Origin of the sequence: Halopseudomonas pelagia, assembly GCF_009497895.1 — a bacterium.
Lineage (GTDB): Bacteria > Pseudomonadota > Gammaproteobacteria > Pseudomonadales > Pseudomonadaceae > Halopseudomonas > Halopseudomonas pelagia_A.
Window position 1 is genome coordinate 695,393 of record NZ_CP033116.1, and the last position, 21,439, is coordinate 716,831.

Sequence of the window (21,439 nt, forward strand, 5' to 3'; positions counted from 1 at the left end):
TCTTGGGAACGCTCCTAGCGTTCGTGGACATAAGTCCCTGGCGCCGCTTCCATCGGCGGGAAATCATCGTCACCCAATACTGCAGGCGCTGCTTTGAGTTTGCCACCACGGGCATGAAGCCAGTCACGCCAGTACTGCCACCAGGAGTCTGACTGCTTGGTGGCAGTTTCCAGCCACTTCTTCGGATCGTCGGGCATCTCGGTGTTGGTGAAGAACCGCGATTTCGGATTGCCCGGTGGATTGAGAATGCTCTGGATATGACCACTGGAAGACAGCACAAATTCACATTTGCCACCCAGCAATTTGGCGGATTTGTAACAGGCATCCCATGGCGTAATGTGATCGTTCAGCCCGGCAATACAGAAAAAGTCTGCTTTGACCTGCTTCAGGTCAATCGGCGTGCCGCACACCTCCAGCGCCTTGGCGCGGGTCAGTGGATTGGTCTTGAACATCTCCAGGAACTCGCCGTGCAGTGCTGCCGGTAGCCGCGTGGTGTCGTTGTTCCAGAACAGAATGTCGAACACCGGCGGCTCATTGCCCAGCAGGTAGTTGTTGACCCAGTAATTCCAGATAAGATCGTTGGGGCGCATCCAGGCGAAGATCTTGGCCATGTCCTTGCCTTCGAGCACGCCGCTTTGATAGGACATGCGCCGCGCTGCTTCTATGGATTTTTCGTCGGCAAACAGGGCGACCTGTGTCTTGATACCGGTATCCAGCACGCTGACCAGCAGGGTGAAAGAGCTGACCTTCTTCTCCTTCAGAGCCGCGTAGTGGCCCAGCAGTGAGGCGGTAGTGATACCGCCTGAGCATGCGCCGAGCATGCTCAGGTCCTTGCTGCCGGTGATTTTCAAGACGATGTCGATAGCTTCTTTCAGCGCTTCGATATAGGTGGACAGGCCCCACTCGCGTTGCGCCTTGGTCGGGTTGCGCCAACTGACGACGAAGGTCTGCATATGGTTCAGCGTCAGATAGCGGGCCAGGCTTTTCTCCGGCGACAGGTCAAACACGTAGAATTTGTTGATCTGCGGCGGTACTACCAGCACCGGCTTTTCGTAAACCTCTTCGGTCAGCGGCTTGTACTGAATCAGCTCCAGCACTTCATTACGAAACACCACCGAGCCCTTGGTGATAGCCAGGTTCTTGCCCACTTCAAAGGCGTTCATGTTGACCTGGCTGGGCATGCCACCATTGTTGGCAATATCCTGCGCCAGATGGGTCATGCCGTCGAACAGGCTCTTGCCGCCGGTCTCGAAGAAGCGCTTGAGTGCAGCCGGGTTCAGCGCCGTGTTGGTCGGTGACATGGCCTCGGTCATTAGCGAAATCACGAACTGTGCGCGCGCAACATCCTGGGTAGGCAGGTTGGAGCTGGTAATCCAGCTGTTGAGCTCCTTGCGCCAGGCTAGGTAGGTCTGCATATAGCGTCGATACAAGGGGTTCTGATCCCAGGTTGGATCCAGAAAGCGCTTGTCTGCCGGATCGGGTGCGATCTCGGAACGTCCCAGCAGGACATCCTTCATGGCCAGACCGAACCGGCCAACGTGTTTGAGGCTATGGACCGGCTGTTTCACCGTCTGGCGCAGAACCTGACGTGCGGTGCTGATGATGTCGCGTGTAGGCGCGCCGATGATCGGGTTAGGGCCAAGTATGCTGTCACTGGCTTGGAGGCCGAGCTCTTCGTCTTTTTTATGGGCCATCTGGTGAAGCTCCGGTGCGTGACTAAACTGGTTCGGCAGAAAAAACAGGCTGGATGTCGCTGGGTAAAGCTGTTGCGCAGCGGCTTACCCAAGGTACCGACCTGTTACAACAATCTGCATTCTCCTCGAAAAATGATTGGATATGAGACAAGTTAGCACGCGCGGAGCTGGCTGTTAAACCGAATTTGCCTTAGGTTCAGCGATTATTCAGATGCGTTACGCAGGGAGGATTCTGTGCTCGGGTTTAGTGCAGCAAGCGCACTGTTGAAGTGTGTGGATCGCGGCTGGCGCCGGCATCGGAGATTTGCTCAAGATAGGCTTTCCAGAGCTGTTCCTGCTCCGTTGCCAGTTGGTAAAGATAGTCCCAGCTGTACAGGCCGCTGTCGTGGCCGTCATCAAAAGTCAGTTTCAGGGCATAGCGGCCCGTCGGCTCAACGCCGATGAGGGCGACATGCTGTTTGCCGGTCTGCAGCACCGGCTTGCCATGCCCGCGCACTTCGGCCGAGGGCGACATCACCCGCAAATACTCCGCCGGCAGAGTAAACGCCTGACCATCGGCATAGCCTAGCTCCAGCGTGCGCGACGCCTTGTGGAGTTTGATGCTGGCGGGAATAGGGGCGGGCATGAGAGTCATCCTGGTTGAGCTTCAAGCTTCAAGCTTCAAGCAGAAACAGACAGTGCAGTGCACGGACGGCTTGCAGCTTGACGCTTGTAGCTTGCGGCTGTGTTTAAAGAATATACCGCGACAGATCCTCATTCACCGCCAGCTCGCCCAGATGCTCATCCACATAGGCAGCATCAATCTTCAGGGTTTCCCCATTCTGGCTGCTGGCCAGGTCGCCAGCACTGAAGGAGACTTCTTCCAGTAGACGCTCCAGCACCGTATGCAAACGACGAGCGCCGATGTTCTCGGTTTTCTCGTTCACCTGCCAGGCAATCTCGGCCAGACGCTTGATAGCACCAGCATCAAAATCGATGGTCAGGCCTTCGGTGTTCATCAGCGCGCGGTATTGTTCGGTCAGCGACGCATCGGGTTCGGTGAGAATGCGCTCGAAATCACCAGGCGTCAGCGATTGCAGCTCGACCCGGATGGGCAAACGACCCTGCAGCTCGGGAATCAGGTCTGAAGGTTTGGTCAGATGGAAGGCGCCTGAAGCAATAAACAGAATATGGTCAGTCTTGATCATGCCGAACTTGGTATTGACCGTGCAGCCTTCGATCAGCGGTAGCAGATCGCGCTGCACGCCTTCGCGGGAGACGTCGGCACCGCCGCCGCTATTGGCGCGCTTGCTGACCTTGTCGATCTCGTCGAGAAACACGATGCCGTTCTGCTCTACCGCATGAATTGCCCGGGCCTTGAGCTCTTCCTCGTTGACCATGCGCGCGGCTTCTTCATCGCGTACCAGCTTGAGCGCCTCCTTGACCTTCAACGTGCGCGTCTTGCGCTTGTCCTTGCCGAAGTTGGAGAACATGTTCTGCAGCTGGCTGGTCATTTCTTCCATGCCCGGCGGTGCCATGATATCCACGCCGACGGGAGCCTCGGCCACTTCTATATCGATATCCTTGTCGTCCAACTGACCTTCGCGCAGGCGTTTGCGGAACAGTTGACGGGTGCTGTTATCTTCGCGCACTGGTTGATCGCCGGTTGCCGGTCGGGCTGGGGGTAGCAGGGCGTCAAGGATGCGCTCTTCAGCAGCATCTTCGGCACGGTGGCCCATCTTGGCGATTTCCTGCTCACGGAGCATCTTGATGGCTGCGTCAACCAGATCGCGAATGATCGACTCGACGTCGCGGCCGACATAACCGACCTCGGTGAACTTGGTCGCTTCAATCTTGATAAAGGGCGCCTGGGCCAGTTTTGCCAGGCGCCGGGCTATTTCGGTCTTGCCAACACCGGTGGGGCCAATCATCAGGATATTCTTTGGCGTGACTTCGGCGCGCAGGGCTTCGGGCAGCTGTTGGCGACGCCAGCGATTGCGCAACGCAATGGCAACGGCGCGCTTGGCGTCCTGCTGGCCGATGATATACCGGTCCAGTTCGTGAACAATTTCGCGGGGGGTCATGGACATGCTGGTGATGTTCCGGATGCCTCAGGGATTGGCATCCAGCTCCTCAATTGTCTGGTTGTGGTTGGTGTAGATGCAGATTTCACCGGCAATATTCAAACTGGTCTCGACGATCTCGCGCGCCGACAGGTCGGTATGTCGCAACAATGCCATCGCTGAGGACTGGGCATAGGGACCGCCGGAGCCAATGGCGATCAGACCCTCTTCCGGTTCGATCACATCGCCGTTGCCGGTAATGATCAGTGAGGCGTCCTTGTTGGCGACGGCCAGCAGCGCTTCCAGGCGGCGCAGTGCGCGGTCGGTGCGCCAGTCCTTGGCCAGCTCAACAGCAGCTCGGACCAGATGGCCCTGGTGTTTTTCCAACTGGGCTTCAAAGCGTTCGAAAAGGGTAAAAGCATCGGCGGTGCCGCCGGCGAAGCCAGCAATCACCTGGTCTTTGTACAGGCGGCGTACTTTACGGGCATTACCCTTCATCACGGTGTTGCCCAGGGATACCTGGCCATCGCCGCCGATCACGACCTTGCCATTACGGCGTACGGAAACAATAGTGGTCACGCGCAGCTCCTGATTGGCTGTTAAGGGAGTGGCCGACATGCTGCGCCGACCCATATTTATTTATCTGGGGGCGCAGTGGGGTATTTCAAGGCTTGGTCGTGCGGGGAATCAAGACGTGATCGACAAGTCAGGTTTAACGGAGAGTGTCAGGTCTGTACCACGAGCTGCAGCCCGGTAGCGGGCTGCAGTCAATATTCAGGGTGTAGTGCGCTGCTGCAACAGCAGATTGTCGAAGCCGTTGCCGGCTAGCGTAGTTTGCGCACTGCTCAGAGTCGCTCGATCCTGGAATGGGCCAACCTGTACCCGATACCAGATTTCACCGCCATCCAGGCGGGCGTTTTCCAGCTTCACATCCAGCCCGAGCAACAGGATCTGCGCACGGACCCGGTCAGCTTCGGCGCGCTGCCGGAAAGAACCGGCTTGCAGGTAGAAGCGGGTGCCGGACGTGGCAGCGGCATCTTCTGGCTTTTTCTCGTCGGTGCTTTTTTCAGGCTCGGCGGTTTCCGGCACACTGCTCTGCGGCACTATGACTTCTGACTCGGGCAGCAAGGTATAAAAGTCATAGCGCGGCTGATCAGCCTTGCTTGGCGGCGGTGGCGTGACCGCTGGTGGTGGTGGCGTCTTGTCACGCTGCACGGACCCGCGGCCAGGCTCCAACTGAAACAGAAAGGTTACAAAGACGCCGATCGCCAGCCCGGCCACCAGCCAGAGCCAGCCGGGGATGCTGCGCTTGGAGTTGGACTGCTGTCTGCTGGCGCCGCGCCGGGGGGCGGCCTTGCGTGCTTTTGCCATACTGCTTACATGCGCTCCAGTGTGTCGATGCCGAGCAGGGTAAGCCCCTGCCGCAGGGTGCGTCCAGTCAATGCCGCCAGACGCAGGCGGCTATCTTTCTGGGCCGGCTGTTCGGCGGCCAGAATCGGACAGAGTTCATAGAAGCTGGAAAAACGTCCTGCCAGCTCGTACAGATAGTGGCAAAGCACGTGGGGCGTGCCCTCGCGTGCCACGTATTCCAGGGTCTGGGAATACTGCGCCAGATGGGCGGCCAGTTCGATTTCAGCAGGCTGTTCCAGCTGCATCGGACCCAGATCCTCGACGCTGGTCATGCTCCGGTCCAGCTTGCGGAACACGCTGGCCACGCGAGTATAGGCATACATCAGGTAGGGCGCGGTGTTGCCCTCGAAGCTGAGCATCAGCTCGAAGTTGAAGTTGTAATCGCTGCTGCGGTGCTTGGACAGATCGGCATATTTCACTGCGCCGATACCGACAGCACGGGCGATCTGCCGTAGCTCTGCAGCATCCAGATCCGGGTTTTTCTGCGAGACCAGTTGATGTGCGCGCTCTTCGGCCTCATCCAGCAGATCTACCAGCTTGACCGTGCCGCCATCGCGGGTCTTGAACGGCTTGCCGTCGGCACCGTTCATGGTGCCAAAGCCCATATGCTCGAGCTGCATGCTCTCCGGTACGAAACCGGCGAGCCGTGCCACGGCAAACACCTGCTGAAAGTGCAGAGCCTGACGCTGGTCCACGAAGTAAAGCACGCGGTCGGCATGCAACTGCTCATGGCGGTAGCGCATGGCGGCCAGATCGCTGGTGGCGTAGAGATAGCCGCCCCCTGCCTTCTGAATGATCACCGGCAGTGGATTGCCTTCGGCATTCTTGAACTCATTCAGGAAGACGCAGCGGGCGCCCTGGCTTTCGGTCAGCAGGCCTTTGGCTTGCAAGGCGTCGACGATGCTCGACAGTTTGTCGTTGTAGGCGCTCTCGCCGCGCACATCGGCGGGCGTCAGGCTGACGCCCAGGCGGTCATACACGGCCTGGCAATGGCCCAGCGAAATACGGTTGAAGCGCTCCCAGAGTGCCAGGCAAGCAGCGTCCCCGGCCTGCAACTGCACCACCCGCTCACGCGCACGGTCGGCAAACTCGGGGCTTTCGTCAAAGCGCTGTTTGGCCTGGCGGTAGAAGTTTTCCAGGTCCGCCAGCTCGGCCTCGGCGTCGACGCTCTGTTCTTCCAGATAGGCCAGCAGCATGCCGAATTGAGTACCCCAGTCACCCACGTGGTTTTGCCTGACGACTTCGTGGCCCAGATGCTCGAGTACGCGCACTACGGCGTCGCCAATGATGGTTGAGCGCAAATGGCCAACGTGCATTTCCTTGGCCAGATTGGGCGAGGAATAATCCACTACGACTTTCTGCTGCGGCTGGGCCAGGGCGATGGCCAGGCGCGGGTCGGTCAGTGCACGGTCCAGATTGGCCGCCAGCCACTGACGGTTCTGAAAGAAGTTGATAAAGCCTGGTCCGGCGATGGATACCTCGGAGATGGCTTCATGCTCAGGCAATGCCGCGATCAATTGCTCGGCCAGGTCGCGCGGCTTCATGCGTGCGGCCTTGGCCAGGGTCATCGCCAGGTTACTGGCGAAATCGCCATGGGCCTTATCGCGGGCAATTTCGACCTGAATGGACGGCTGAATGTCGTCAGGCAGTACGCCCTGGCTTTGAAGGCTGCTGACCGCGCTGGCCAACAGTTGGCTGATAAGGTTTTTCATGATTGGGGATTCATCCGGCAAGTGCCTGTGGAAAACCCGCCATTATCCGCATTAAGTGTGCGGTTGCCAAATGCGGTACGTTAAAACATGTCCAATGGGTCTACGTCGATGGACCAGCGCACCTTGCGCCCAAGGGGATGGGCTTCCAGCTGCGGTAACCAGTGATGCAGCAATTGGTGCAGGGTCGAACGCTGCTTGGCCTGCACCAGCAGCTGCGCGCGGTAACGTCCGGCCCGGCGCTCCATCGGTGACGGCACCGGTCCGAGCATATCCACTGCCAGCCCGAGTTGATCGCTCAGGTTTTCTGCCAGCGTACAGGCGGATTCGAGAAATTCATTGGCGATGCTGGCGTTATTGGCCTCGGCTCGCAGCAGCGCGATAAAGCTGAAGGGCGGCAGGCCGGCCCTGTCGCGGGCATCCAGTTCCATCTCGGCAATCGCGCCATAGCCCTGTTCGGTCAGGTTGATCAGCAGCGGGTGCTCTGCCATATGCGTCTGGATCAGCACCTGGCCGGGCTTGTCGGCGCGGCCGGCGCGGCCGGCGACCTGAGTAATCAACTGGGACATGCGTTCCGGCCCGCGAAAGTCGGCCGAGAACAAACCGCCATCGGCGTCCAGAATCGCCACCAGGGTTACATCGGGAAAGTGATGACCCTTGGCGAGCATCTGCGTGCCCACCAGCAAACAGGGAGCGCCGCTTTGAATGCGCTTGAGCATGCCCTGCATGGCTTCCTTGCGCGCCATGCTTTCACGGTCGATGCGCAGCACCGGAAAATCCGGAAAGCGCTGCGCCAGATATTCTTCGGTACGCTCGGTGCCGGCGCCGAGCTGGCGGAGGTCCTTGCTCAGGCATTTCGGGCATTCGTGCTCCTGCGGGCGTTGGGTATCGCAGTGGTGGCAATGCAGACGTGGCGGGTTCTGGTGCACGGTCATGCGTGCGTCACAGCGGGTACATTCGGCGATCCAGCCGCAATCGTGGCACATCAGCGTCGGCGCAAAGCCGCGGCGATTGATAAATACCAGCACCTGGTTGCCCTGCTTGAGATGCTCGCCAATGGCCTCGATCATCGGTCGGCACAGGCCGGCTTCGAGTTTGCGGCTGCGGATATCAATACAGCGAAAGCCCGGCGGCTTGGCGTTACCGGCACGTTCGGTCAAACGCAGATGCTGGTAGCGACCGCGACGCACGTTATACAGGCTTTCCAGCGACGGCGTGGCCGAGCCGAGGATGATCGGCGTGTCTTCCAGGTGCGCGCGGTACACGGCCAGATCGCGGGCGTTGTAGCGCAGGCCTTCCTGCTGTTTGAACGACAGGTCGTGCTCTTCATCGACAATGATCAGGCCTGGGCGCGCCAACGGCGTGAAGATCGCCGAGCGGGTACCGATGATGATGCCTGCCTCCCCGTCACGGGCGGCAACCCAGGCATCCAGCCGTTCTCGGTCATTCAGCCCGGAATGCAGAATCACCACCGGAATACTGAAACGTTTTTGGAAGCGCTCCATGGTTTGCGGGGTCAGGCCAATTTCCGGGATCAGCACCAGCGCCTGCCGCCCGGCGACCAGGCAGCGTTCGATTGCTTGCAGGTAGACTTCAGTCTTGCCGCTGCCGGTGACGCCGTCCAGCAACCAGGCGGTAAAACCGCTCTTGCCGGCGATCGCATCCAGTGCTGCCTGCTGCTCGGCATTGGCCTTGAGCGGAATGTCGCTTAATAAAGGCAGAGGTTCGGCCGTGTGATGCGGGGACTGGTGAATGCGCTGAGCCAGACCTTTGCGCTCAAGCGCTTCGAGTGCATCGCGGGTCAGACCCCATTGGCTGATCAGCGCATGGGACAAGCCATGCGGATGCTTGGCCAAAACCTGTACCGCCTGCTTCTGTTTGGCCGCGCGACTGACCGCAGGATGCTCGGGGTAGGCGCCGGGCAGCAATTGCCAGAGCAGGTCCTGCCGGGCGATAGCCGGCTCACCCTGGCGCAGTAGCGTTGGTAGAGCGCAGCCCAGAGTATCGCCCAGCCCATGCTGGTAATAACTGGCAGTCCAGAGAATCAGTTGCCACAGACTCCCGGGCAGCAGCGGCTGCAGGTCAATCAGTTCCTGCGCTGGCTTCAGTTTGGCCGCAGGCACCTCGGTGGTGTCGCTGATACCGGCAATGACGCCGACCATCTGCCGCTGGCCGAAGGGCACCCGTACGCGCTGGCCGATACGCAGATCCTCGGCACGCACGCCAGCTGGGCTGCGGTAGTCGAACAGGCGGCGCAGGGGCGAGGGCAGGGCGACCTGCAGTATGGGTCCGGGCACGCGTGGCTTCCTGTTGCTAGGCTGTTGGTAAGGCCATGTTGATGTCGCGCCATGGTAGCATTCCCATCCCTCGTGCATGAGACTTGCGTCTGGCGCGGATTCTGGTATTATCGCCGGCCTATTTATGGCCCCTGTGCATTCCGTGCTGGCGCCAGGCAGACCACCATAGCGTGCGGTGCCTGATCAGGTTGATCTGGTGGCGGCACACACAAAGAGGATTCACCATGAAAGCTGATTTGCATCCTGCGTACCAGGAAATCGAAGCCACCTGCAGCTGCGGTAACGTGATCAAGACCCGTTCCACACTGAAAAGCGGTATTCACCTCGACGTCTGCTCCGAGTGCCACCCGTTCTACACCGGCAAGCAGAAGATGCTGGACACCGGCGGTCGTATCGAGCGCTTCAAGCAGCGTTTTGGCGCTGTCAGCTCCAAGTAAGACCCATGCCGGGCCTCGCGCAAGTGATGGCCGCAGTGCAAGGCAAGAAAAAGGCGCTCCTTACGGGCGCCTTTTTTATTGCCTGTCTGTTGGCCCCCGCCGTACATGCCGATGTTTGTCAGCTAGCGGCTAAAGGCGAACGCGTCAGCAGTCGGGTGGTGATCGATGGCGATACGCTGGAGCTGAGCGATCAGCGACGGGTTCGTTTGATCGGCATCGATACACCGGAAATCGGCCGGCGTGGCGAGGCCAGTCAACCCTTCGCCCAGGCGGCCAGAAAGCGCCTGGAGCAACTGGTTCGGCAACCCGGTTTGCGCTTGCATGTCGGACAGCAGCCCAAGGACCATTACGGCCGAACACTGGCACATCTGTACGGCCCGGACGGCGAGAATATCGAAGCGCAATTGCTCAGCGAAGGCTTGGGGTTTGCGCTGGCGGTACCGCCCAACAGTGCCTTGATTGACTGTCACCTGGCGGCGGAAGGGCAGGCGCGCCAGGCCAGACTAGGTCTGTGGCAGGATTCCCCGGTGCAGAAGGCGAGCCAGATCAAGTCGGGTGGTTTTGCACTGCTCGGCGGGCAGGTCGTGTCGGCCAATGAAGCCGGGGGTTATCTCTGGCTGGAGTTGGACGGCCCTGTGGTGTTGCGTATTGCTCAGGATGAGCGCAGATTATTTCCTGCAGGTGCGCCCGGATCCTGGAAGGGCCGGCAGCTGGAAGCGCGCGGGTGGGTAATCGACCGGCGCGGTCAGCGTCACCTTAAACCCGGCCACAAGCCGTTCATGTTGCCACTGCGTCACCCCTCGATGTTGGAGCTACAATGATTTTTCGTCCTCTGCTGGTCTTCGTCCTGGCCGGGTTAATGCTCGGCGGCTGCGCGGCCAATCCGGTCACCGGCAAGCAGAACTTTGTGATGATGTCCGAGGCTCAGGAGATGGCCCTGGGGCAACAGGCCAGCGAGCAGATCGCGCAACAGATGAGCATGCTCAAGGATCCCAAGTTGCAGGCCTATGTGCAGCGCATCGGTGCGCAGTTGGCCAATAAGAGCCATCGCAGCGGTATTCCCTATCAGTTCAATGTGGTCGATTCCCCGGACATCAATGCCTTCGCGCTCCCGGGCGGGCATATCTATATCAATCGCGGTCTGCTGATCTACCTCAACTCCGAGGCGCAGATGGCTGCGGTATTGGGCCATGAGATCGGCCACGTCACCGCACGTCATGGCGTGCGGCAGCAAAGTATCGCGATGGGCACGGGCCTGATCGGCCAACTGATTACCATAGGTACGGGCATGCCGGCGGCCGGTGATCTGAGCAATATGCTCGGCACTGCCATGGTCCGTGGTTACGGCCGTGATATGGAGCTGGAGGCCGATGGTTTGGGTGCGGAGTATCTTGCCCGTACCGGATACCGGCCGGAGGCGGTGCTGGATGTCATCGGCGCGCTGAAGAATCAGGATACCTATTCTTCGCAGAAAGCCGCTGCCCAGGGTAAACAGGTCGAGAGTTACCATGGTCTGTTCTCTACCCATCCGACCCACGACCAGCGCTTGCAGCAGGTGGTGGCCCAGGCTCAGGGGCTGACAACCGGTGACGCGCAGCGGGTGGGGCGGGACGACTATTTGCAGATGCTCGACGGTATGATCTATGGCGACAGTCCGGAACAGGGAATCATCCGCGGTCAGCGCTTCCTGCATACCGAGCTGAACATGGTGCTGGATTATCCCAAGGGCTGGGTGATTCTCAACCGCCCGGACGTGCTGCTGGCGCATACTCCAGACGAACAGGGTTTTATTGCGCTGACGATGGAAAACCTGAGCAACACCAATGTTACTGCCGAGGAGTTATTGCGCGCTCGTGTGGGCAAGCAGCGGCTGACCCAGGACCAGGCATTCAGCGGCACGGGCTATAAGGGGTTTATGGCGACCATTCCCGGGGATAATGCGCGGCGTGTGGCGGCAATAGTGCGCGGCAAACAGGCGTTCCTGTTTATCGGTGCATTCCGTGGTCGTGGCCCGCTGGAGCTCTACGACGAGCAGTTTGTGCAGACCATCCGCAGTTTTCGGCCCCTGACCGCCGCGGATAAAAAGAACGCGCAGCCCATGCGGATTCGCTTGGTGCGCGCGCGACAAGGCGATACCTACGCTAAGCTGGCAAAGGGCAGCCCCTTGGGAGATGAGGCCGAAGCACGCCTGCGGTTGCTGAACGCGCAATGGCCGGAGGGCCAGCCCAAGGCCGGGCAGTGGCTCAAAGTTGTAAGATAATGTCCTTGACATTGATCTCGTGAATGATCTTGTTCGTGTTGGCGGTTTTCTGTATTCTCATCCGCCCGCACAAGCAACTTGACCGGAAAACTGAACATGTCTGATTTGAGAACCGATGCACTCGACTATCATGCCAACCCGCGTCCGGGCAAGCTGAGCGTCGAACTGACCAAGCCTACCGCCACTGCACGTGACCTGGCTCTGGCCTACAGTCCTGGCGTTGCTGAGCCAGTGCGTGAAATCGCCAAGGACGCTCTCAATGCCTACAAATACACCGGCAAGGGCAACCTGGTTGCGGTGATTTCCGACGGTACAGCCATTCTCGGCCTGGGTAACCTGGGTCCGTTGGCAAGCAAGCCGGTAATGGAAGGCAAAGGCGTGTTGTTCAAGCGCTTCGCTGGTATCGACGTGTTCGATATCGAAGTCGAATCCGAAAGCCCGCAGGCTTTTATTGACACCGTCAAGCGTATCTCCTGCACCTTCGGTGGTATCAACCTGGAAGATATCAAGGCCCCCGAGTGCTTTGAAATCGAGCGCGCTCTGATCGAGCAGTGCGATATCCCGGTTTTCCACGATGACCAGCACGGTACCGCTATTGTTACCGCCGCGGCGATGATCAACGCGCTGGAACTGGCTGACAAGACGCTGGAAGATGCCAAGATCGTTTGTCTGGGCGCTGGCGCTGCTGCCATCGCCTGCATGAAGCTGCTGGTCAGCATGGGCTGCAAGGTCGAGAACATCTATATGCTCGACCGCAAGGGTGTGATCCACTCTGGCCGTGATGACCTGAACGAATACAAGGCGATCTTCGCTACCGACACTGAAAAGCGCACCCTGGCTGATGCCATGAAAGGCGCTGACGTGTTTGTCGGCCTGTCAGGTCCTAACCTGCTGCAACCGGCCGAACTGAAGCTGATGGCTGAAAACCCCATCGTATTCGCCTGCTCCAACCCGGATCCGGAAATCGATCCCGAGCTGGCTCACGCTTCACGTCCTGACGTGATCATGGCCACCGGTCGTTCCGACTACCCGAACCAGGTCAACAACGTACTGGGCTTCCCCTTCATCTTCCGTGGTGCTCTGGACGTTCGCGCCACGCGCATCAACGAAGAGATGAAGATTGCTGCCGTACATGCGATCCGCAAGCTGGCCAAGGAGCCGGTACCGGAGTACGTATCTGCTGCCTACGGCGGTATCTCCCTGGAATTTGGTCGTGATTACATCATTCCCAAGCCCATGGACGTGCGCCTGATCGAAGAAGTGCCTGCAGCTGTGGCCCAGGCGGCTATCGATTCCGGTGTGGCTACCCTGCCATACCCGGCCCATTACCCACTGAAGTCAGTCGAAGACTGCATCTGATCAGCCGGTAATTGAAAAACCCCGCCTCGGCGGGGTTTTTTTTGTGTCAATCGTCCGGGCCTTTCAGGGTCAACCTCACTCTGTGTTGCGTATCCAGATCGGCCAACAGCAGGCAGCCTGGTGGGCGATCGGGAGTTTGCAACAATGCGCGAGCCACCTCCGGCTCCAGGTGCTGACGAAAGCTGCGGGCCATGGCCCGCGCGCCGTAGCGTCGGTCAAAACCCTGCTGGCCGAGCCACGACTTGAGTGGCGGTTGCGCCACCAACTGGACCTGATGCCGAGCCAGGCGGTTATTCAGCCGCTGCAAAGCCAGTTCCACCAGAATCAATATCTGATCGTCGCCCAGGCGCTGATAAATCAGTTGCTGGTCAATACGGTTGAGAAATTCCGGTGCAAAGGCCTTCTCAAGAGCCAGTTGTTGCTGCTTCTGTTCCTGTCGAGCGCGCCAGGCTTCGGGTAGCCAGCGCCGCCAGCCACTTTGCTGGCGCTGTTGCCAGGCCCAGAGTGATTGAGCGCCGACGTTACTGGTCATGAAAATCAGACTGTTGCGGAAGTCCAGGGTACTGGTGCCTGAGCTGAGCCTTAGCTGGCCGTTGTCGAAGATGTTCATCAGTGCGCGGATCACCGGTTCACTGGCCTTTTCCAGCTCGTCAAACAGCACGATGCCGGGTTTGCCGAAGCTGCCCTCGATGGCCTCGCGGTCAAACAGTGTATTGCCCTCCTTGCTGCCCACATAACCGGGCGGCGCCCCGGTCAGTGAAGCGGCGTAGTGCTCCTGGGCCAAGGTGTTCATGTCGATGCGGCACAGGGCGTCGGCGCGGCCATGAATGGCTTCGGCGAGCAGACGCACGGTTTCGGTCTTCCCCACCCCCGTTGGCCCCATTAACAACATTACCGCCAGGGGTTTTCTCGGGTCGCCCAGCTCGGCCTTGGTCAGGGCCAGGCTCGCGGCGATAGCGTCCAGCGCCGCACCCTGACCGGTGATGCGCGAGCGCAGCGACTGCATGACCTTGTCCAGATCAAACTGAAAGCGCGACTGGCGCATGGGCGGCGTGCTGCCGCCCATGCGCTGATTGTGCTCCAACACTTCATTGATAAACGGCATGACCGCGCCCCGTCAGCGGCGTCAGGCGCCGGCTTCCTTGTCCTTGCCTGGATGCGGCAGTTCACCCACCGGGCAATCCTTGACGCCGATGGTGCTGCGGGTCATTTTCTCCACATCATCGCGGGCCTTTTCCGCATCCAGTACCCAGGTGCGATAGAAATCGAATGGGCAATCGGCAACGCCGCGATCACCATCACCGGAGTTGTACACACCGGTGTAGCCACGGTGCAGCAGTTTGAACAGATGGTTTTGTGACTGATCATTGGCCCGCGCATCGCGGATCTGCGATACCGACAGCTGGGCGTACTGAATACCCATATCCTCTTCGCCGCATTCACCCAGCGTGCGACCGTCGAAGCCGATGATTGCCGAGTGGCCGAAGTAGGAGTACACGCCATCGAAGCCGCTGGCATTGGCTACCGCGACATAGCAGTTGTTGGCCCAGGCCATGCTCTTGGCCATCATTACCTGCTGTTCCTTGGCCGGATACATATAGCCCTGGCAGCGCACGATCAGCTCGGCGCCTTTCATCGCGCAGTCACGCCAGATTTCCGGATAGTTGCCGTCATCACAGATGATCAGGCTGATCTTCATGCCCTTGGGGCCGTCGGATACATAAGTGCGGTCGCCGGGGTACCAGCCTTCGATCGGGCACCAAGGTATGCACTTGCGGTATTTCTGCACTATCTCGCCCTGATCATTGATCAGTACCAGGGTGTTATAGGGCGCCTTGTGCGGATGTTCTTCATGCTGCTCGCCGGTCAGGGAAAAAATACCCCAGGTTTTGGCCTGCTTGCAGGCTTCGCTGAAAATGCGCGTTTCATCACCAGGAATGGTCGCGGCCGTGGCCATCATTTCATCGTGGTCGTACATGATGCCCATCGTGCTGTATTCCGGAAACACCACCAGGTCCATGCCCGGCAAACCCTGCTTCATACCGATGATCATCTCGGCAATATTGCGGGCGTTGGCCAGTACATCATCGCGGGTGTGCAGCCGCGGCATCTTGTAATTGACTACGGCAACACCAACGGTATCGGGGCTGCTTGATATATCTCCATGACGCATGAGTATTCCTCCGCTTGCTTGAGTTGGGGGTCAGTGCAGGTCGATACCCAGCTTGCTGACCCGATAGCGTAATTGTTTGAGGCTGATGTTCAGGCGCCGGGCCGCCTCGGACTGGTTATTGTTGGTGTCGACCAGCATGGCGCGGATATGCGCGGCTTCATCCTGATTCACCCAGTTATATGAACGCCCGTAGGGCCGTTGACCGTTAACGCTCAGCGGCTGGCCAGCCAGCTCCGCCGGCGCAGGGTTGGCGGCTTTCTCGTGCTGGATATGTTGCGGCAGATTGATCGCGCTTTCGGACGAGAGACTGCGTTTGATTTTGTCACCGCTGAGCGAATCCGCGTCGCTGGTCAGCGCCGTGCGTTCCAGCACGTTTTGCAACTGGCGGATATTGCCCGGCCAGTCGAAGCGTTCGAGAATTTCGAAGGCGTCGGCTTCCAGGCTCCAGTTGCGCTCATAGTGGTGGTTGAGCTCATTGAGAAAGTGCAAAGCCAATTGGCGAATGTCGTCCTGACGCTCGCGCAGCGGCGGTAGATGTACCGGGACTACGTGCAGGCGGTAGAACAGATCCAGGCGGAAGCGCCCCTGGTTGACCGACTCCTGCAAGTTGACGTGGGTAGCGGTGATCACCCGAAAATCCACTGAAATAGCGTGATCACTGCCGACCGGGTCTACCTTTTTCTCCTGCAATACACGCAGCAGCTTGGCCTGCAAGGCCAGCGGCATGTCGCCGATTTCATCGAGAAACAGCGTGCCGCCGTCGGCCTGCAGGATCTTGCCCTGCTTGGATTGTGATGCCCCGGTGAATGCACCCTTGGCATGACCAAACAGCTCGGATTCGAGCAGTTCTGCGGGGATCGCCGCACAGTTGATGCAGATAAACGGCTTCTCGCGCCGATCGCTCTGCTGGTGGGTCATGCGCGCGAATTTCTCCTTGCCGGTGCCGGACTCGCCCAGGAGCATGACCGGCGCATCGCTGCGGGCGACCTGGATAGTCGAGCGCACCGCATCCATCAGCGCCGGACTGGTGCCCAGAATCCCGTGCGCCAGGCTTTGTTTGAGCATCGCCTCGACCGCAATACTGTGTCTGAGATGCTGGTTTTCCTTGACCAGATGCGCGGTCTGATCGACTACGAACTGGTGAATGCGCAATACCTGGCCAATCATGGAGGCGGCGATGCGCAGCAGGCTGATATCGTCATCGAAGGGACGCTCGTGCAGTCCTTCACGCTGCACCGAGAGCACGCCGATGGGTGTGCCGGACTCCAGAATAGGCACGGCAATAAAGGTCATGCGCCCGCCGGTATGATTGGACAGCTCGGCCACCCGGTAGATGAATAGCGGCTCCTTGCTGACATCCGGAACCAGGCCTATCGAACCCGTGCGCATGACATAACCGGTGACGCCCTGATTTATGTTCAGGTTGAAGCGGCCGGCTTTCAGATCTTCCGGTGCCAGGCCATAGGAGTAGCGTACTTCCAGGCTATTGGTGGCAGTGATCGGCAGGCTGACCCTGCCGCAGTTCAGGCCGTACAGCTGCGCCAGGAGCCGCAGAATCCCCTGTATGGTGCGCGGGGCATCCAACGGCTTCTCCAACAGCTTGGCCATTTCCAGAATAACGACCAGTTCACGCTTCATCTGCTGGGATGTCCGATCAGACAGGGTTATCACGTATGCAGGCTCCTTGATGCGGGAACAACTGATCCCGTGGGCCTGCGTCGGGTTAATACACTGAACTCGCAGTGCTGAATTCAGTGGCTGATCATCCATGGACGACGCGGACCACTTTGCTGCTTGAGAGCGGGCGGCTGCCCTTCCTCACGGGGTTTATGAGTGCAGGTTTTACCGCTGCAACAACTGTGCCCTTGACTGACTCTGGGTTGATGGGCGCTGCGCTCGTTGGTTTCATGCGCGCTGCGTTGCTGCGAACTGAGCACCTGCAGGCGTGGCGCGCTGATCAGGCGCTGCATGGAGTGCCCGCAGGCCGGACAAGCGCGTGGCAGATTGCGTTCGGCGCTTGGCAGTAACGCCTCGAAGGAGCCGCATTGCGGGCAGTCAAAATCATATAAGGGCATGGAATGCTCCTTGTGGGTGCGTCCGAAGAGGAGTCGCCGCACCAAAAAGGCTGCGGCGACACGGCAGGTCTACTTATTCCATTTGGAAGTGGGCACTTCCGGGCTGTTGACCGAGATGGTCGGGCCATCGGCGTTGGGCATGATGTCGAAATCGAAAATTTCGGTGGGGATCCACAGGGTGGCGCAGACGTTGGGTACGTCGACAATGCCGCTGATATGCCCTTGTACCGGCGCAGTGCCGAGCAGGGAGTACGCCTGGGCGCCACTGAAACCGAATTTTTTCAGATATTCGATCGCGTTCAGACACGCCTGGCGGTAGGCAACATGCGCATCCAGGTAATGCTGCTTGCCGTTTTCATCGACCGAGATACCTTCGAAGATCAAGTGTTTCTTGTAGCTGGGCGCCATGTCGCTGGGCTGGAAGATCGGGTTCTTTACGCCGTATTTTCTTACGCCATCCTTAATCAGGTTGACGCGAATGTGGATCCAGCCGGCCATCTCGATCGCACCGCAGAAGGTGATTTCGCCGTCGCCCTGGGAGAAGTGCAGATCGCCCATCGACAGTCCACCGCCTTTCACATACACCGGGAAGAATACCCGCGAGCCTTTGGTCAGGTCCTTGATGTCACAGTTGCCGCCGTGTTCACGCGGCGGCACGGTGCGCGCGCCTTCGTTAGCAATTTTCGCCGCAACGTCACCGGTGGCGCGGCCAACGTGAGCAGTGGGTGCGTAGGGTGGGTTGGCCAGGCCAGGTACGCGATCCGGATCGGTATCGATCAGCGCCTGCTCACGCTTGTTCCATTCGTCCAGCAGCTCCTGTGACGGCAGGCAGCCAATCAGGCCCGGGTGCATCAGGCCGATAAATTCGACGCCGGGGATGTGCCGGGATTTGGTGTAGATGCCATTGAAATCCCAGATGGTCTTGCGTGCTTCAGGGAAATGTTCGGTCAGAAAGCCGCCACCGTTTTCCTTGGCGAATACACCGTTAAAGCCCCACATCTGGTCGGCGAAGGCGCCGATGTCGAGAATATCGACCACCATCAGGTCGCCGGGCTCTGCTCCTTCCACGGCTACTGGGCCGCTCAGGTAGTGCACCTTGCTCAGGTCCACATCGCGCACGTCATCAGCGCTGTCATTGTTTTCGATCTGCCCGCCGGTCCAATCCATGCATTCGATGATGAAATCATCGCCTGGCTTCACGGTCGCGACCATCGGAACGTCCGGATGCCAGCGGTTATGGATGATATCGTGTTCCTTGGGGCTCTTGTTCAGATCGATCTTGATCAATGTCTCAGCCATGACGATGAATCCTCTGTGTGGGTGATGGCGTTCAAGGCCGGATGTAGGCCAGTGCAAATGGTAGAGCAGATGCCGTGCCAGCTTTGTCATGGATGGGAAAAGTCGTTGTTAATCAGTTATTTGTGATTGGATAGTCAGTTATTGTCATATTGGTGGCCCAGACCAATGTGACAATGTCACGGGTTTGAGGCTGACAATGTCATGACAATGTCAGATTGCCCTGTGAGGGCTGATAAATCTCGCTGAAGGAGGACGCGCGCCCCGAGTGCAGAGGTCGCGTGCAGGTCATTGAAAAATAGCCATTTAAATAAATTATGGAATTCTTTTATGGCCATTTGGCCTTGATGGCACAAGGGTTGCTCTGAGGTGTAGTGACAGGTCGGCGGACTGGGGAGATGGGTTCGCTAGCCGGTTTTACCCACATCAAGGAGAACCACCCTATGCACGAATCAATACGCAAGATGCCCGCCTGGAAGCGCCATGTGTTGGCGTTGGCGCTGGGCTCTGGTTTAGGCTTTACCGGCCTCGCCGGCGCGGCAGATTTTCCTACCGATCAGGTCAATACCACCGACCTGGCCGTGACCGATGACACCGTCAAGGTCGGCATTCTGCATTCCATTACCGGCACCATGGCCATCAGCGAAACCGGTTCGGTCGAGGCAGAAATGCTGGCGATCGAACAGATCAACGCGATGGGCGGCGTACTGGGCCGACAGATTGAAATCGTGCAGGAAGATGGCGCCAGTGACTGGCCGACCTTCGCGGAAAAATCGCGCAAGCTGCTGACCCAGGACAAGGTTGCCGCGGTATTCGGTTGCTGGACCTCCGCATCTCGTAAAGCCGTATTGCCGGTTTTCGAGAAAGAAAACGGCATGCTCTACTATCCGACCTTCTATGAAGGGTTGGAGCAGTCCAAGAACGTAATCTACACCGGCCAGGAAGCCACCCAGCAGATTCTTGCCGGTCTGGACTGGATTGCCAAAGAGAAAGATGCCAAGACCTTCTACCTGGTCGGCTCTGACTATATCTGGCCACGCACCTCGAACAAGATCGCCCGCAAGCATATTGAAAACGTCCTGGGTGGCACCGTTGTAGGAGAAGAGTACTACCCGCTGGGCAACACCAACTTCGGTTCGCTGATCAACAAGATCCGTCTTAAAAAGCCTGATGTGGTGTATTCCAGCATTGTCGGTGGTTCCAACGTCGCCTGGTGGAAGCAGCTGAATGCCGCCGGCATCACCGCTGACCGCCAGACCATCATGACCATCTCGGTAACCGAAGACGAAGTGCTGGGCATTGGTGGCGAGAACATGGTGGGTTTCTACTCGTCCATGAAGTACTTCCAGTCGCTGGAAAACGACAACAACTCCGAGTTCGTCAAGGCGTTCAAGGCGCGTTGGGGTGAAGACAGCGTGATTGGTGACGTAACTCAGGCTGCCTATCTTGGCCCCTGGTTGTGGAAAGCCGCAGTAGAAAAGGCTGGTAGCTTCGACGTCGACGCTGTATCCGCCGCCTCGCCGGATATCGAGCTGACCAGCGCCCCTGAAGGCTACGTGAAGATCCACCGCAACAACCACCTGTGGAGCAAGCTGCGTGTAGGTCAATGGCAGGCAGATGGTCAGGCCAAGGTCGTTTACGAGTCTGAGCTGATCGAACCGAACCCCTTCCCAGAAGGTTACCAATAAGGCGCTCCCGTCAGGGTAAATCAGCACTGATGCGGTCTTCTTGACCGCATCTTACCGAATTAAGGAGAGCGATCATGGGCGGATATTCCTCGCAGGAACTCACGGCCATCTTTGTTATGCAGGGCTTTAGCGGGCTTAGCCTGTTTTGTGTATTCCTGCTGATGGCGTTGGGTCTGGCGATCATTTTTGGACAAATGGGCGTGATCAATATGGCCCACGGTGAATTTCTAACCTTGGGCGCCTATATCACCTGGCTGGTGTCGGAGCTGGGTACCAGTATCTGGCCATGGATGGAGCACATCTATTTCCCTATCGCGATACTGGCGGCTTTTACCGGAACCTTTATTTTAGGCTACCTGGTCGAGCGTTTCATGATCAGGCTGCTGTACAACCGGCCGTTGGATACCTTGCTGGCGACCTGGGGGTTGGGACTCATCATGCAGCAGGCGTTTCGCTCCGGTTTTGGCCCGCGCGAGGTCAGCGTCAGTTTGCCTGGCTGGTTGATGGGCTCCTGGGCACCTACCGACATTATCGATATCCCAATGAACGGCATGTTCGTTATGGGCGTCACTTTCTTTATTACCCTTGGGGTGGCGATCCTGCTGTACAAGTCGCGCTGGGGTATCAAAGTGCGCGCAACTACACAGAACCGCGCCATGGCCAATGCTGCCGGTATCAATACCCAGCGGGTCGACCGCTTTACCTTTGCGTTGGGTTGCGGGATCGCGGGTGTTGCCGGTGCGGCCTTCACTACCATCGCCTCTACCGGCCCCACTACGGGTTCGCTGTATATCGTCGATACCTTCCTGATTGTTGTCTTTGGCGGCGCAGCCAGCATTCTCGGCACCGTGGTATCGGCGTTCGGTATTGCCCAGGCGCAGTCGATAATGGAGTTCTTCCTCAGCGGTTCCATGGCCAAGGTCATTACGCTCTCGGTTGTGGTCGGCATTCTGATGATTCGTCCCCAGGGGCTCTTTGCAAGCAAGGTGCGCCGTTGAT

The 21,439-nt window shown here is 58.7% G+C and carries 18 protein-coding genes; 6 read left to right on the forward strand and 12 right to left on the reverse strand.

Features of this window, described 5'->3' with window-relative positions; genetic code table 11:
* Positions 1 to 14 precede the first annotated feature (14 nt).
* From phaC to EAO82_RS03290, 7 genes are all read right to left on the reverse strand, one after another.
* Complete coding sequence (phaC, locus tag EAO82_RS03260) at positions 15 to 1,694, reverse strand: class II poly(R)-hydroxyalkanoic acid synthase (protein WP_096346642.1); 1,680 nt, start codon at positions 1,692 to 1,694, stop codon at positions 15 to 17.
* Positions 1,695 to 1,938: 244 nt separating this feature from the next.
* Positions 1,939 to 2,328: a gamma-butyrobetaine hydroxylase-like domain-containing protein gene (locus EAO82_RS03265; protein ID WP_096346643.1), complete on the reverse strand. Its 390-nt coding sequence runs from the start codon at positions 2,326 to 2,328 to the stop codon at positions 1,939 to 1,941.
* Positions 2,329 to 2,422: 94 nt separating this feature from the next.
* Positions 2,423 to 3,763, reverse strand: a complete 1,341-nt coding sequence (gene hslU, locus EAO82_RS03270) for an ATP-dependent protease ATPase subunit HslU (RefSeq protein ID WP_096346644.1) — start codon at positions 3,761 to 3,763, stop codon at positions 2,423 to 2,425.
* Positions 3,764 to 3,784: 21 nt separating this feature from the next.
* The gene (gene hslV, locus EAO82_RS03275; RefSeq protein WP_096346667.1) at positions 3,785 to 4,315 is read right to left on the reverse strand and encodes an ATP-dependent protease subunit HslV; all 531 of its coding nucleotides are present in this window, start codon (positions 4,313 to 4,315) and stop codon (positions 3,785 to 3,787) included.
* 195 nt (positions 4,316 to 4,510) lie between these two features.
* Complete coding sequence (locus EAO82_RS03280; protein ID WP_096346645.1) at positions 4,511 to 5,107, reverse strand: SPOR domain-containing protein; 597 nt, start codon at positions 5,105 to 5,107, stop codon at positions 4,511 to 4,513.
* Positions 5,108 to 5,112: 5 nt separating this feature from the next.
* Positions 5,113 to 6,858 (reverse strand): arginine--tRNA ligase, encoded by a 1,746-nt coding sequence (gene argS / locus EAO82_RS03285; RefSeq protein ID WP_096346646.1) that lies wholly within the window; start codon positions 6,856 to 6,858, stop codon positions 5,113 to 5,115.
* A gap of 80 nt (positions 6,859 to 6,938) precedes the next feature.
* Entirely contained in the window at positions 6,939 to 9,152 is a 2,214-nt protein-coding gene (locus tag EAO82_RS03290; protein WP_096346647.1) for a primosomal protein N', read from the reverse strand.
* 224 nt (positions 9,153 to 9,376) lie between these two features.
* Between EAO82_RS03290 and rpmE the strand changes: the two genes are divergently transcribed.
* The 4 genes from rpmE (at position 9,377) to EAO82_RS03310 (ending at position 13,208) form a co-directional block, all read left to right on the forward strand.
* Positions 9,377 to 9,589, forward strand: coding sequence for a 50S ribosomal protein L31 (rpmE, locus tag EAO82_RS03295; RefSeq protein WP_022963663.1), 213 nt, complete (start codon positions 9,377 to 9,379; stop codon positions 9,587 to 9,589).
* A 5-nt stretch (positions 9,590 to 9,594) separates the two neighbouring features.
* Positions 9,595 to 10,410, forward strand: a complete 816-nt coding sequence (locus EAO82_RS03300; protein WP_231703273.1) for a thermonuclease family protein — start codon at positions 9,595 to 9,597, stop codon at positions 10,408 to 10,410.
* Entirely contained in the window at positions 10,407 to 11,849 is a 1,443-nt protein-coding gene (locus tag EAO82_RS03305; protein WP_096346648.1) for a M48 family metalloprotease, read from the forward strand. Before EAO82_RS03300 ends, EAO82_RS03305 begins: the two co-directional genes overlap by 4 nt.
* A gap of 96 nt (positions 11,850 to 11,945) precedes the next feature.
* Entirely contained in the window at positions 11,946 to 13,208 is a 1,263-nt protein-coding gene (locus tag EAO82_RS03310; protein ID WP_096346649.1) for a malic enzyme-like NAD(P)-binding protein, read from the forward strand.
* Positions 13,209 to 13,254: 46 nt separating this feature from the next.
* On the opposite strand, the gene EAO82_RS03315 is transcribed toward EAO82_RS03310, so the two are convergent.
* From EAO82_RS03315 to fmdA, 5 genes are all read right to left on the reverse strand, one after another.
* A complete protein-coding gene (locus EAO82_RS03315; protein WP_096346650.1) occupies positions 13,255 to 14,313 on the reverse strand; it encodes an AAA family ATPase in 1,059 nt (352 codons plus the stop codon).
* Positions 14,314 to 14,334: 21 nt separating this feature from the next.
* Complete coding sequence (locus tag EAO82_RS03320; RefSeq protein WP_096346651.1) at positions 14,335 to 15,381, reverse strand: aliphatic amidase; 1,047 nt, start codon at positions 15,379 to 15,381, stop codon at positions 14,335 to 14,337.
* A 30-nt stretch (positions 15,382 to 15,411) separates the two neighbouring features.
* Positions 15,412 to 17,052, reverse strand: a complete 1,641-nt coding sequence (locus EAO82_RS03325; RefSeq protein ID WP_218838602.1) for a sigma 54-interacting transcriptional regulator — start codon at positions 17,050 to 17,052, stop codon at positions 15,412 to 15,414.
* Positions 17,053 to 17,132: 80 nt separating this feature from the next.
* Positions 17,133 to 17,456 (reverse strand): FmdB family zinc ribbon protein, encoded by a 324-nt coding sequence (locus EAO82_RS03330; RefSeq protein ID WP_096346652.1) that lies wholly within the window; start codon positions 17,454 to 17,456, stop codon positions 17,133 to 17,135.
* 69 nt (positions 17,457 to 17,525) lie between these two features.
* Positions 17,526 to 18,755, reverse strand: a complete 1,230-nt coding sequence (fmdA, locus tag EAO82_RS03335; protein WP_096346653.1) for a formamidase — start codon at positions 18,753 to 18,755, stop codon at positions 17,526 to 17,528.
* Between the two features lie 440 nt (positions 18,756 to 19,195).
* Here fmdA and urtA point away from each other — a divergent pair, with 440 nt between their 5' ends.
* Both urtA and urtB read left to right on the forward strand, forming a co-directional pair.
* Positions 19,196 to 20,440: an urea ABC transporter substrate-binding protein gene (gene urtA, locus EAO82_RS03340; protein WP_096346654.1), complete on the forward strand. Its 1,245-nt coding sequence runs from the start codon at positions 19,196 to 19,198 to the stop codon at positions 20,438 to 20,440.
* Positions 20,441 to 20,514: 74 nt separating this feature from the next.
* A complete protein-coding gene (gene urtB, locus EAO82_RS03345) occupies positions 20,515 to 21,438 on the forward strand; it encodes an urea ABC transporter permease subunit UrtB (protein WP_096346655.1) in 924 nt (307 codons plus the stop codon).
* Position 21,439 lies beyond the last annotated feature (1 nt).